Source organism: Streptomyces sp. NPDC045701 (assembly GCF_056432045.1).
Genome location: NZ_JBWKJV010000008.1, coordinates 32,793 through 45,333 on the forward strand (window position 1 = coordinate 32,793; position 12,541 = coordinate 45,333).

The window sequence follows — 12,541 nt, forward strand, 5'->3', positions numbered from 1 at the left end:
GACTGGGGCGACAGGACGCCGACCCGCGACGACGTACGACCGCCCGGGAAGGCGGTACGGAACGCGCACCGGGCCCGGACGTCCGGTGTCGAGGGGGGTCTTCGCATGACATGGCGCGCTTTTCCTTCGAGGTCGCGTGTCCGGTACGGGTTCGACAACCTCATGGCCCGTGGCACGCGGGTGCTCATCGGCTGGCTCACGCTGGTGTGCCTCGCGATCGTGGTCCCGGCGAGCGTGGTACTCGTCTGGGCCGACCGGAACGCGCCGCCCACCATCTCCGGGCGGGCGGTGGCCGTCTGGGAGAGCGTCGGACGGACCCTCAAGGTGGGCGGTGAGGTCGGGCCGCCGCTGTACGTGCTGACGTCGGTCCTGCTGGCCCTCGTGGCGTTGCTGTTCGTGTCCGCGCTGGTCAGCTTGATCACCACGGGCCTCAACGAGCGGCTGATGGCTCTGCGGCTGGGCCGGTCGGTGGTCCTGGAGGAGCGCCACACGGTGTTGCTCGGCTGGTCCGACCAGGTGTTCCCGGTCCTGACGGAGCTGGTGGCGGCCAATGCCAATCAGCGCCGAGCCGCCGTCGCCGTCCTCGCCGACAAGGACAAGGTCGAGATGGAGGCCGAGATCGCCGGTCGCGTCGGCGACACCGGAAGCACCAGGATCATCTGCCGGAGCGGCCCGACCACCGACCCGGCGATCCTCACCCGGGTCAGCCCGGGCCGGGCGAAGGCGGTGCTGGTGCTGCCGTCCGGCGGGCAGGGCGGTGACGCCCATGTCGTGAAGACGCTCCTCGCCCTCGACGCGGCCGACCGGCCGGCCGGCGAACGGGTCGTCGTCGCGGCGGTACGGGACCCCCGGCACCACCTGGCCGCCACCCTGGCGGCGGGCCGGAACGGACACGTCCTCAGCATCGACGACATCGTCGCCCGGCTGCTCGTGCAGACCTCGCGCCAGCCCGGACTCTCCCTCGTGTACAGCGAGTTGCTGGACTTCGCGGGTGACGAGTTCTACGTCGTCCCCGCGACCACGCTCACCGGCCGCACGTTCGGTGAGGCGCTGGGGGCCTTCGCCACCTCCTCGGTGGTGGGCCTGGTGCGCGCCGACGGGAGCCAGGCCCTCAACCCGCCCCCGGACACCCGTGTCGAGGAGGGCGACCGGCTGATCGTCATCACCGAGGACGACGACACCGCGTCGCCCGCCGACACCGCTCCGCCCGTGGACGAGGACGCGATCCTCACCGCGCCACCGCGTACCCCGGCGCCCGAACGCATGCTGCTCCTGGGCTGGAACCGTCGCGCCCCTCTGATCATCGAGCAGCTCGACCAGTACGTACGGGCCGGGTCGCGCCTCGACGTCGTGGCCCTGGGCGACGCGGCGACGGCCAACGCGGTACGCGTCACCGGCCGGGAGCCGGACCACCTGCTGGTGAGCTTCCACAGCGGCGACATCACCGAGCAGCGGACGCTGGCCGGCCTGGACGTCCCGTCGTACGACAGCGTGATGCTCATCGGGGACGAGAGCCCGTCTGCCGAAGGGGGTGCGGAGACGGACGACCGGACGCTGGTCGCGCTGCTCCACCTGCGGGCCGTCGAGGAGTCGGCCGGCCGGGAACTGTCCGTGATCACGGAGTTGACCGACGACCGCAACCGGCTGCTGGCCCCGGTGCGGCAGGGCGCCGACTTCATCGTCAGCGGTCGCCTCATCAGCCTGCTGATGACGCAGATCTCCGAGAACCGGCACCTGGCCGGAATCTTCGGGGAGCTCTTCACCGCGGAGGGCAGCGAGATCTACCTCAAACCGGCCACCGACTACGTCACGGCCGGCCGTGAGGTCACCTTCGCCACCGTCGTGGAGTCCGCACGCCGCCGTCACGAATGCGCCATCGGCTACCGTCTGCGCGCCGAGGCGTCGGCCGCCCCCGCGCATGGCGTAAGGGTCAATCCGCACAAGGGTACGAAGGTGCGGTTCGGGGCCGGGGACCATGTGATCGTGGTGGCGGAGGGCTGAGCGGCCACCGGACGTCCCGGAGCACCGGGCCGGTGAACGGTCCGGTGCTCCGATGCCTTCGCCCATGGTGTGGATGACCGGGGCGGGGGCCCGGCTCACCGCCCCCTCCGACAGGGGCCGCACCATGCGTTTCGCCGCCCGCGGCGCGTACCACCGCCGGGGCCTGTCGCCCGGCCGGCGTCACGTCCGGAACCGGCCGTGAGCGGCCCGGCGCGGCGTACCGGAGGGAGCACGGATGGTCCCACCGCCGCCTGCTGACCGGGGCGGGCGGTAGTCGGCGGCCGAAGGACGGTTTCTCGTGGTCGGCCCGCTCGGGGAGGGCCCAGGGTCCACCCGGCGGTTCGCTGGCAACAGCCCGCCCGGACCGTCATCGACGGCTCCATGGCCGGCCCGGCCAAACGCTCCTTCCAGCTGCGCTGACCCCGACCGCGGCTCCCGATCCGGGCGGCGGCCTCCCGTTCGGACGGCACCTCGGGGCGACCGGGGGCTCGTCCTTCTCGGGCAGCGCCGGGCCCTCGCCGCCCGCGACGCCGCCGGCCCGGTGCTCAGCCGCCGGCGTCGGCCCCGTTGTCCGGCGCGCCGTCACCGACCGGCGGCAGGTCCCCGCGCCCGACCGGCGACCCGCCGGCCGGCCGCGCCGTGGGCAGTACGGCGTCGAGTTCGGCGTCACTCGCGGGGTGCGCGGCCTCGGCCGCCCGGCGCAAGGTGGCCCGGTCGACGCCCCCCGTGTCGGCGCCGAGCCGCACCACGCGCCCGTCCGTCGCGGTCGCGTACTCGTGCCGCGTACCGCTCGTGCGGTACCAGTGCGCGCCGTCCGCCACGCACTCCACGGCACCGCCCGTGGCTCCGTCGCCGGCCGCGAGCGCGGTCGTCGGGCAGCCGGCCGCGTCCATGGAGCCCCGGTCCACCGCGAGCCGTATCCAGGCGCCCGTCCGCCGGTTCACATACGTCGCCGAGAACCCGTCCGCCCCGAGCACGCCCACGGACTGCGGGGCCGGCTCATAGCCGGGGATCTCGGTGACGTAGACGTTCTCGACCGCCACCTGGGCGGCACGCGCGCGTGCTTCCAGCTCCGAGCGGTCGGCTCCGCCCGCGGCGGTTTCGGTCCCGCAGCCGGTCAGGGCCGTGGTGGCCGCGGCGGCCACGCACAGCAGGCGGCGCGACGGGCCCCCGGCGAAATTCATGAGGCCAAGGTGGTGCACGAGCTGTTCCCCGTTCTGCGCGCGGGTGCCGGCAGGGCACGCCCGGCGGGTGGGCCCCGGTGAACGCACCCGTAAGGCAAGGGCTTTGGGCCGTCCGCCCTGGGGGTACGTGCGGGAACCGGTCGTCCGTCATCCTGATCCGGGCGCGCGGCCGGCGCATGAGTACGGGTACTCAGAGGGCCACGCCCCGGCCGAGTGAGGACCGGTTTCGCCCCGCTAGTCTGCACGGCGTGATCAATTCGTTCGCGTATCCGGATGATGCCGAGGTGGCGACAGCCGCGGCCCGCGCGGGCGCGGACGTGGTGCGCGCCATGTACGGTCAGCGGCTCGCCCGCATCGACAAGGGCGCCGGGGACTTCGCCACCGCCGCCGATGTGGAGGCCGAGAGGACGATCCTCGGCGTCATCGGTGCCGCCCGGCCCGACGACTCGGTGCTCGGCGAGGAGGGCGGACAGCGGGGTGCGGCCGACGCCGGACGCCAGTGGCTGGTGGATCCCCTGTGCGGCACGCTGAACTACGCCGTCGGGAACATGCTGGTGGCCGTCAACGTGGCGCTGCGCGACGGGGCGGCGGCGGTGGCGGACCCTTTCGGCGGGGAGACCTTCTTCACCGACGGCGACGGCGCCTGGGTGCGGCACGGGGGAGTCGATACGCGGCTGACGCCCACGCCCGCCACTCGCCTGGTGGACGTCAACCTGGATCCGCCGTTCCCGAACGCTCCGCTGTTCCGGGCGGTGGACCTGCTGGCCCACCCGGAGTTCGTCGAACTGTTCCGGCCCCGGGTCGTCTCCACGACGCTGGCGTTGGCCTGGGTGGCGGCCGGCCGGCGCGCCGCGTACGTCACCGACGGCGGTGACCTGTCGGGGAGCGTGCACTTCGCCGCCGGCATCGCCCTGTGCCGAGCCGCCGGCTGCGTGGTCACCGGGATCGACGGTGCCCCGGTGGGAGACGCCGGCCGGGGACTCGTGGTGGCGGCCGACGCGGAGACCCACGGGCTGTTGATGTCGATGATCGGAGGCCGGGGCTAGGGAGTGTCCGGCACGTATCGGCGTCCGCCCGAAGGGGCGGGGGTCGCGGCGTCCGGTGCGGGCGCCGCGGGCCGGGCGAGACTTCACGGCCACGACCTGACGCGGTGGCCCGGCCGGGTCCGGCGCTTTCCGGATGACAGACGTCCGACGCGGCGCCGGCCTTCCCGACGCCACGCTCGACCGCGTGCGGGCGCGTCCTCGTTCCGGCCGTCGGCCCTCCAGTCGGACAGCGCCGTCCTGCCACACCTGCGCCACTCCGACGGTGACATCCGGACGCGCTGCCCGCCGTTGGTGATCAGTGTGTTCACGGGCGCCAGGGGATCGCCCGCCATCGCCTTGGCCAGCAGTACCGCCGCGGCCAGCGGCAGCAGCGCCGTGGCGAGTGCGGCGCCGGTGTGGGCGACGTGCCGCATGGTCACGCGGCGCGGTGCGTCAGGGTTCATGGTCCGCATTCCAGCGGCACCGGCGCGGGGCCGCATCCGTCGGCGTACTCAGCGCGGCTGGGTACCGGCGAGCACGGGGCTGGGCCTGCCCCGGGCCGGCGGGGCCTTCCACTCACGCGCCTTTGCGGAAGCGCTCGCTGACTTGTCTGCCCACCGCGGGCGTGACGTGGCCCGACGGCAGGTGGACGCCGAGCACGAGGGCGAGGTCGGCGGCGTACAGGTCGACGGTCGCCTCGGTGAGGTCCGCGAGGTTTGCCGCGGCTTCCCGGCCGCGCCGCCATCCCAGCAGCATCAGCGCGGCCCCCACGAGGGCCGCCGGCCACCACAGCACGCCCAGGCAGAGGTGGAGCACGCCCCAGCCGCTCGTCGCCGCGGCGCCGGTCATCGCCCCGCGCGCCGCGATCAGGTCGTCGCGGCAGGCTTCCGGCAGCAGCGTCCACAGACGGGTCCAGGCGAACGGGAGGTCGAGACCGTACTGGGCGTGGATCCGGGCACCCACGCCCCTCAGCCGGTCACCGATCCACGTCGGCCTGGCGGGCCGGGTGAGCGCGATGGCGTTGCGCGCGTCGGCGAGGGCGGCCCGGTCGGCGGCGGCGGCCTGCTCGGCCGCGGCGTCGGCACGCGCCCAGCGGTCGCGGCGCCGGCGGACGAACCGGCCGGTCAGCCACTCGGGCCCGGAGACCAGCCAGGCCCGCTCCACCGCGGCGCCCAGACCGCGGGCCAGGAGCCCGGCCACCGCGGCCGCCGCCAGGACGGCCACGAACAGCAGGACGGCCGGTACCGGGCGGCGGTCGTAGTGGGCGGCGAACTCCTCGACCGTACGGCCCAGCATCCGCACGTCGAGGGCGTGGCGGTGACCGAGCGCGGAGGCCGCCCCGGCGAGGGCGACGAACAGGGCACCGGGCACGACCAGCAGGCTCACCCAGCGTTCGGCGAGCTTCTTGCCCAGCTCGGCCAGGAAGGCGTTCATCCGAACGTCAACGGCTCGTCGAACACGGCGCACTCCGGCAGAGGTCCGCCGGGTTCACGGCGCTCGACCCGCGAACAGCGGCCGCCCGGGCACGTGTACGCGCCGGCCGGCGGTGGCGCGGGGTCCTGGCCGGGCACCGGCGCGTACCGCCGAAGCCGCACCGGCAGGCCCAGGCGGTCGCAGACCCGTCCCAGGACGGCCGGCACCGAAAGCGTGCCGGCGCGCAACTCCGCGATCACACCGCTCAGTTCGGCGGCCCAGCCTTCCTGTCGTGCCTGCTCGCGCAGCTCCGGAAGGTCCGCGCAGAACCACCTGAGGCCGTCCGCGTCCACGGCGGAGCTTTCCACCCGTTCCCCCTTCCCCCCGGCGTCGCACGGAATAGTCTCATTCGTCGTACCCGCCAGTCATGCATTCGCCGGCATTCCGGGCACCGTACGGGGGGCGCCGTGAGCACCGAGGATCTCACCTTCGCCATGGAGGACCGGCTCGACGCCTTCTCCTCCAGCGGCGACGTGGCGTCGCTGCGCGAACCGGAGGCCCGGCGGCTGGCCGACCGGCTGTACTACGCGGTGGACTGGCTGTCGCCCCTCGCCGGGGCGGCCGAGGGCGCGCGGGCGTTCAACGTCGCCGTGCTGCTGGGGACGTTCCACTGGTACCGCTACGAGCACGACGGCGGGCAGGCCGACGCCGAGCGCGCCGCGTTCCTCTTCCGGCTGGTGCACCCGGTGGCCCCGCACTGCGTTCCCGAGGCCCTCTCGGGGGCATACGCGGCGCTGGGGACCCCGGCGGGCGGCGGGCTGGACCCGGCGCAGATGGCCGCGTACACCGCTCTCGCCATCGGTCTGCTGAAGGAGGCGGAGGCGGGCGGGGACACGCGGCTGCTCGACGACGCCGTCGAGCTGTGTCTGCTGTCGGCGCGGGCGAACCCCCGGCAGGACGTGGTGTGCGCGGAGGCCCTGGTGACGCTCGGGAACGTCCTCACCCGACGGTACGAGTACACCGGCGACGCCGACAGCCTGGAGCGGGCCTTCACGGTGACCGTCAGGGGCGGGCAGGCGGTGCCGGAGGGCCACCCGTACCGCCTGACGTTCTGCTCGGGCCTGGGGCACACGGCCATCCGCCGGTTCGAGCGCACCGGGGACCTCGACACCCTCGACCTGGCGGTCCGGGCGCTGCGCGAGGCGGCGTACACGGCACCCGACGACCATCCGCACCGTGCCGCGTTCCTCACCAACCTCAGCTCGGCGCTCAGCCACCATCACCGGCACACCGGTCGCGCGGAGGCCGTCGACGAGGCGTTGTCGGCCCGGTTCGAGGCCGCCCGGAGCACCCCGCGCGACCATCCGGACCTGCCCAGCAGGCTGCTGAACCTCGCCGCCACGCTGGAGAGTCACCCCGGGCCGCTCCCGGCCGGCGACGACGCCGGCGCGGACAGGTACGGGCTGGTCGTCCGCCTGCTGCGGGACGCCCTCTCCCTCGTCGGCGACGGCCACCCCGACCGGCCGGGCTGCCTGCACCTGCTCGCCGGCGCGCTCCGCGAGCGGTTCGCCCGCGAGGGGGACCCGCGGGACCTGGACGACTCGGTGGAGGCGGCCCGCGCGGCGGTCGCGGCGGTCTCGGCCGGCGACTACCAGCGGCCGGGCCTCCTGCGGGGGCTCGGCCGGTCCCTGCGGCAGTACGCCGCCCACGTCGGGGCGCCCGGTGCCCTCACCGAGGCGGTCGACGCGCTGCGGGCGGCGGAGGCGCTGCTGCCCGAGAACCATCCGGAACGTGCCGTGACCCTGACCGACCTGGGCTTCGCCCTGGCGGACCGGGCGGAGGCCGCCGGCGCGCCCGGCGACCGCGGCGCGGCGCTCCGCGCCATGCGGGACGCGTCCCTGGTGTCCTCCGCCTCGGCGCGCTCCCGCGCCCGGGCCGCTGCCGCCGCCGGGCATCTCGCCGCCGGCACCGGGGACTTCACCGGGGCCCTGGACCACTTCGCGCTGGCGATCGGGCAGTTGGAGCTGACGGTGTGGCGCGGCCTGGAGCGCGACGACCGCGAGCGCCTGATCGCCGACCACCCGAGCCTGGTCACGGACGCCGCGGCCGTCGCTCTACGGGCCGGGCAACCGGAACGGGCCGTGGAGCTCCTGGAACAGGGCCGCGGCATCCTGCTCGCCCAGGCCATGGAGAGCCGCACGGATTACGCCGAGCTGCGTGCGGCGGCACCGGAACTCGCCGACCGGCTCCGCCGGGTCCTCGACGAACTCGACCGGCTGCCCGACGGCGTCCATGGCCTCCCCGGCCGCTCGGGAGCGGCCGGCGGGGACGTGCGGGAGCGCCGCCGGGCGGGCGAGCGCCGCGTTGCCCTGGCCCGGAGCCGGGAGGACGTACTGGCGGAGATCCGCGCCCTGCCCGGGCTTGCCCGCTTCCTGCGCCCCCCGGAGTTCGCCACTCTGCGCACCGCCGCCGCACGGGGCCCCGTGGTCCTCCTCGTCCCGAGCCGGTACGGGTGCTCCGCGCTGCTGCTGACCGGCGATGGCGTACGGGCGCTGCCCCTGGCGCTCGACGACCGGCAGCTCGCCGCGCGGACGGTCACCCTGACGGAGGCCCTGGGCGAGCGGCAGTCGCCGTTCAGGGCGCGCGGAACGGTCGTCGACACCTTGTCCTGGCTGTGGGAGACCGTGGCCGGGCCGGTGCTGACCGCGCTGGGCCGCACCGAGCCGCTCGGTCCGGACGCCGGGGGCCCCCGCCTGTGGTGGTGCCCGGCCGGGCTGTTCACCCTGCTGCCGCTGCACGCCGCGGGGCGCCCGCTGCCGGACGGCGACGGCGACACCGTGCCGGACCGGGTGGTCTCCTCGTACACCCCCACCCTGCGTGCCCTGCTCCACGCGCGCGGGGGGCGCCGTGCGGTGGCGGGGGCGCCCGCCCGCGGGCTCATCGTGTCCATGCCGTCCACCCCCGGCCTGCCGGAGCTCCCGGCGGCCGGGGAGGAGGCGCTGGCCCTGCGCCTGCGGCACCCGGACGCCGAGTTCCTGACCGGTACGGCCGCGACCGCGCCTGCGGTGCTGGACGCCCTGTCCCGCTGCTCCTGGGCGCACTTCGCCTGTCACGGGGAGCAGGACCTGACCCGCCCGTCGCGCGGTGCGCTCGTCCTGCACGACGGCCCGCTGGGCCTGCGGGCGATCGGCAACCTCCGTCCGGCGCGGGCCGAGTTCGCGTTCCTGTCCGCCTGCGAGACCCACCGCGGCGGCCTCGTCCTCGCCGACGAGGCGATCACCTTCGCCACCGCGCTGCAACTCGCGGGCTTCCGCGACGTCGTCGGCACCCTGTGGTCCATCGACGACGCCTTCGCGGCGGAGGTCGCCGGCCTGGTCCACGCGCACCTGGCCCGGCGGGACGCCCCCGACCCGGCGACCGCCCTCCACGCGGCGCTGCGCACCCTTCGGAAACGCCGGCCGCGTGCCGTGCTGAGCTGGGCGCCGTACGTCCACGTCGGCCCGTGAAGGCGCGGCTCACCCCTGCCGTCGCCGGGCACGACGGTCCCGGGGGTTCCGGCGGGGCTCGCTTCGCGTGCCGCGCCGGCCCGCACGGCGCGGGGACGGTCAGCCGTCGACGGGCAGGCCGCGCGGCTCCTTGACGCGTTTCATGATGATCTGGGAGTTGACCTCCGTGACGCCGGTCAGGGCGGTCAGCTTCTCGATCCACAGACGCTCGTAGGCGCGCAGGTCCGCCACCGCGATGCGCAGCAGGCAGCCGGGGCTGCCGAACAGGCGGTACGCCTCGATGACGTCCGGGATCTCCCGCAACGCCGCCTCGAACTCCTCGACCACCGCGCGGTCCCGCTTGACCTCGATCGACACCAGGACCTCGAAGCCCCGGTTCACGGCGTCCGGGTCGATCACCGCGCGGTAGCCCTGGATGACCCCGTCCTGCTCCAGCTGCCGCACGCGCCGCATGCAGGGAGAGGGGGTCAGCCCCACGCGGGCGGCCAGCTCCTGGTTGCTCAGCCGGCCGTCGTTCTGGAGCTCACGCAAGATGGCGCGGTCAATGTCGTCCATGGCGCAATTATCCACCACGTGTGACGTCAGGGGCGCAGATATTGGTCATCCGATTGCGCACGGCCTCTCCTATCATTGCGTTCGAATCATTGCGTTCGAACAGGTCGGATCGTGTCGGGGCTGCGGCGCGGGACGTGGACGGAAGAGGACAAGGGACTGTGAAGCGGATCGTCGTCATCAGCACCGGCGGGACCATAGCCAGCCGCTGGCAGGGATCCGGCTTCGCCGCCGACGCGCACGGCCAGGAGGTCATGGCGACCGCCGCCGTGCCCGAGGACGTCGCCATCGAGCTCGTCGACCTGTTCAGCGTGAACAGCCCCCGCCTCACCACGGCGCACCAGCTCACCCTGGTGCGGACCGTGCACGAGGTGCTCGCGGACCCTGACGTGGACGGCGTCGTCGTCACGCACGGCACCGACACCCTGGAGGAGTCGGCGTTCCTCGTCGACCTGTACCACGACGACCCGCGCCCCGTGGTGTTCACCGGGGCCCAGCTCCCGCTGGACGCGGAGGACGGCGACGGGCCCCGCAACCTCCACGACGCGCTGCTGACCGCGGCCCGCATCCGTGGCCTCGGGGTCCTGGTGGCGTTCGACGGCAAGGTGCACGCCGCGCGCGGCACGGTCAAGACGCACACCGTCGACGCAGACGCCTTCGCCGACCCGTCCCGCGCCCGTCTCGGCGACATCGGGTTCGGCAAGGTCTCCGTACGGCGCCGGCCGACGCGGCCGGCCGCGCTGCCCCTGCCCGGCGTACCGGAGGGCCGGGTGCGCGTCGACATGGTGATGCACCACGCCGACGGCGACCCGCTCCTGCTGAACGCCGCCGTCGAGGCGGGCGCCCAGGGTGTCGTCCTGGTCGCCACGGGCGCCGGGAACGCCACCCCGGAGGTCGTGTCGGCCGTCGCGGCGGCCACCGCCCGGGGCGTGCTCGTCGCCCTGACCACCCGTGTGCCCTCCGGGCCGGTCTCCCAGATCTACACGCACGGCGGCGGTGTCGACCTCGTCGCCGCGGGCGCCGTTCCGACCGGGCTCCTGCGCGCCGGGCAGGCCCGCATCGCCGTCCTCGCCGCCGTGCTCGCGACCACCGACGCCGGGGAGCGCGTACGCGTCCTGCGCCAGGTGCTGGGCGAGCCCGTGCCCGCCGAGCCGGTCCGGGTCTGACCCGCCGCGCGCCCGCCGCCTGCGCGTCCGTCACGCGCGCGTCCGGCACCCCGCCCTCGCGTCCGCCTCCCGCGCGTCCGGCCCGCCGCCGACCGCCCGGGCATCCGCCTCCCGCGCCCGCCGTCACCGGCCGCCACCGCCGCGAACCGCCCTCGCCCACAGCCACCGCCGCCGCCACCGCCACCGCCACAGGAAGCCGTACCGCCACCATGGCCACCACGCCCGCCCCCGCCTCCGCGTTCCGCGTCGAGCACGACCTGCTGGGCGACCGCGACGTCCCCGCCGACGCGTACTACGGCATCCACACCCTGCGGGCCGTCGAGAACTTCCCCATCACCGGCACCCCCGTCAGCGCCCACCCCGAGCTCGTCACCGCCCTCGCCTGCGTCAAGCAGGCCGCCGCCCTCGCCCATCGCGACCTCGGCCTCCTGGAGCCGCTGAAGGCGGACGCGATCGTCGCCGCCTGCGAGGAGATCCGGGCGGGGAAGCTGCACGAGGCGTTCGTCGTCGACGTCATCCAGGGCGGCGCCGGAACCTCGACCAACATGAACGCCAACGAGGTCGTCGCCAACCGGGCGCTGGAGCTCCTCGGGCACGAGCGGGGCGACTACGGGCGGCTGCACCCGCTCGAGGACGTCAACGCCGGCCAGAGCACCAACGACGTCTACCCCACGGCCGTGAAGATCGCCCTAGACCTCACCGCCCGGCGGTTGCTGGACGCCATGGAGGTGCTGCGGGCCGCGTTCGCGGCCAAGGCCGAGGAGTTCGCCGACGTCCTCAAGATGGGCCGCACCCAGCTCCAGGACGCGGTGCCGATGACACTCGGCCAGGAGTTCGCCACGTACGCGGTGATGCTGGACGAGGACCGCAAGCGGCTCGCCGAGGCGTGCGCGCTGATCCGCGAGATCAACCTCGGCGGTACCGCCATCGGCACCGGCCTCAACGCCCACCCGGAGTACGCGGCGCGCGCCTCCCGTCACCTGCGCGAGATCACCGGACTGCCGCTGACCGTCGCCGACGACCTCGTCGAGGCCACCCAGGACGCCGGCGCGTTCGTCCAACTGTCGGGCGTACTGAAGCGGATCGCCGTCAAGCTGTCCAAGACGTGCAACGACCTGCGGCTGCTGTCCTGCGGGCCGCGCGCCGGGTTCGCGGAGATCAACCTGCCGCCCGTGCAGGCCGGTTCGAGCATCATGCCCGGCAAGGTCAACCCGGTGATCCCCGAGGTCGTCAACCAGATCGCGTTCGAGGTCATCGGCAACGACATGGCGGTGACCATGGCGGCCGAGGCCGGGCAGCTCCAGTTGAACGCCTTCGAACCGCTCATCGCGCACAGCCTGCTCAAGAGCCTGACGCACCTGCGGGCGGGCTGCCTGACCCTCGCCGGGCGCTGCGTCACCGGCATCACCGCCAACCGCGAGCACCTCGCCCACCTCGTCGCCCACTCCATCGGCCTCGTGACCGCCCTCAACCCGCACATCGGCTACGAGCAGGCCACCGCCGTCGCCCAGGAGGCGCTGACCACCGGCCGCAGCGTCCAGGAACTGGTCCTGGAACGGGGCCTGCTGACGGAGGACCGGCTGCGCGCGATCCTCCACCCCGACAACATCGCCCGCCCCCACGCCCGCTGACCCACCGCGACCCGGCCCCGGCGGCCACGGCCGATCGGGTGACGGCGGCGCCCCGCACTCCCC

General features: G+C 74.8%; 10 protein-coding genes. 5 read left to right on the forward strand and 5 right to left on the reverse strand.

Going from position 1 to position 12,541, the window contains the following annotated elements; all coding sequences use genetic code 11:
• Positions 1-162 precede the first annotated feature (162 nt).
• Complete coding sequence (locus AC07DW_RS11970; RefSeq protein ID WP_478857522.1) at positions 163-2,001, forward strand: CASTOR/POLLUX-related putative ion channel; 1,839 nt, start codon at positions 163-165, stop codon at positions 1,999-2,001.
• A gap of 545 nt (positions 2,002-2,546) precedes the next feature.
• Here AC07DW_RS11970 and AC07DW_RS11975 read toward each other — a convergent pair.
• Complete coding sequence (locus AC07DW_RS11975) at positions 2,547-3,185, reverse strand: hypothetical protein (protein ID WP_478857523.1); 639 nt, start codon at positions 3,183-3,185, stop codon at positions 2,547-2,549.
• Positions 3,186-3,433: 248 nt separating this feature from the next.
• Between AC07DW_RS11975 and AC07DW_RS11980 the strand changes: the two genes are divergently transcribed.
• Complete coding sequence (locus AC07DW_RS11980) at positions 3,434-4,231, forward strand: inositol monophosphatase family protein (protein WP_478857524.1); 798 nt, start codon at positions 3,434-3,436, stop codon at positions 4,229-4,231.
• Positions 4,232-4,314: 83 nt separating this feature from the next.
• On the opposite strand, the gene AC07DW_RS11985 is transcribed toward AC07DW_RS11980, so the two are convergent.
• The 3 genes from AC07DW_RS11985 to AC07DW_RS11995 all read right to left on the reverse strand — a co-directional run bounded on the left by AC07DW_RS11985 (position 4,315) and on the right by AC07DW_RS11995 (position 5,991).
• Positions 4,315-4,674, reverse strand: a complete 360-nt coding sequence (locus AC07DW_RS11985; protein WP_478857525.1) for a hypothetical protein — start codon at positions 4,672-4,674, stop codon at positions 4,315-4,317.
• 112 nt (positions 4,675-4,786) lie between these two features.
• On the reverse strand, positions 4,787-5,644 hold the full coding sequence (locus AC07DW_RS11990) for a hypothetical protein (RefSeq protein WP_478857526.1): 858 nt from the start codon (positions 5,642-5,644) through the stop codon (positions 4,787-4,789).
• Entirely contained in the window at positions 5,641-5,991 is a 351-nt protein-coding gene (locus AC07DW_RS11995; protein ID WP_478857527.1) for a hypothetical protein, read from the reverse strand. Before AC07DW_RS11995 ends, AC07DW_RS11990 begins: the two co-directional genes overlap by 4 nt.
• 99 nt (positions 5,992-6,090) lie before the next feature.
• Between AC07DW_RS11995 and AC07DW_RS12000 the strand changes: the two genes are divergently transcribed.
• Positions 6,091-9,129: a CHAT domain-containing protein gene (locus AC07DW_RS12000; protein ID WP_478857528.1), complete on the forward strand. Its 3,039-nt coding sequence runs from the start codon at positions 6,091-6,093 to the stop codon at positions 9,127-9,129.
• A 99-nt stretch (positions 9,130-9,228) separates the two neighbouring features.
• Here the strand turns inward: AC07DW_RS12000 and AC07DW_RS12005 are convergent, their stop codons facing one another.
• Entirely contained in the window at positions 9,229-9,684 is a 456-nt protein-coding gene (locus AC07DW_RS12005; protein ID WP_478857529.1) for an Lrp/AsnC family transcriptional regulator, read from the reverse strand.
• Positions 9,685-9,842: 158 nt separating this feature from the next.
• Here AC07DW_RS12005 and AC07DW_RS12010 point away from each other — a divergent pair, with 158 nt between their 5' ends.
• Together AC07DW_RS12010 and aspA are read left to right on the forward strand one after the other, a co-directional pair.
• Positions 9,843-10,847, forward strand: a complete 1,005-nt coding sequence (locus tag AC07DW_RS12010) for an asparaginase (RefSeq protein ID WP_478857530.1) — start codon at positions 9,843-9,845, stop codon at positions 10,845-10,847.
• Positions 10,848-11,056: 209 nt separating this feature from the next.
• The gene (aspA, locus tag AC07DW_RS12015; protein ID WP_478857531.1) at positions 11,057-12,478 is read left to right on the forward strand and encodes an aspartate ammonia-lyase; all 1,422 of its coding nucleotides are present in this window, start codon (positions 11,057-11,059) and stop codon (positions 12,476-12,478) included.
• Positions 12,479-12,541: the final 63 nt, after the last annotated feature.

What these genes read in the sequence shown, in the direction of transcription:
- AC07DW_RS11975 (WP_478857523.1), bottom strand. Translation starts at nt 3,185, where the DNA reads ATGAATTTCGCCGGGGGCCCGTCGCGCCGCCTGCTGTGCGTGGCCGCC.
- AC07DW_RS11970 (WP_478857522.1), top strand. Translation starts at nt 163, where the DNA reads ATGGCCCGTGGCACGCGGGTGCTCATCGGCTGGCTCACGCTGGTGTGC.
- AC07DW_RS12005 (WP_478857529.1), bottom strand. Translation starts at nt 9,684, where the DNA reads ATGGACGACATTGACCGCGCCATCTTGCGTGAGCTCCAGAACGACGGC.
- AC07DW_RS11985 (WP_478857525.1), bottom strand. Translation starts at nt 4,674, where the DNA reads ATGAACCCTGACGCACCGCGCCGCGTGACCATGCGGCACGTCGCCCAC.
- AC07DW_RS11990 (WP_478857526.1), bottom strand. Translation starts at nt 5,644, where the DNA reads ATGAACGCCTTCCTGGCCGAGCTGGGCAAGAAGCTCGCCGAACGCTGG.
- aspA (WP_478857531.1), top strand. Translation starts at nt 11,057, where the DNA reads ATGGCCACCACGCCCGCCCCCGCCTCCGCGTTCCGCGTCGAGCACGAC.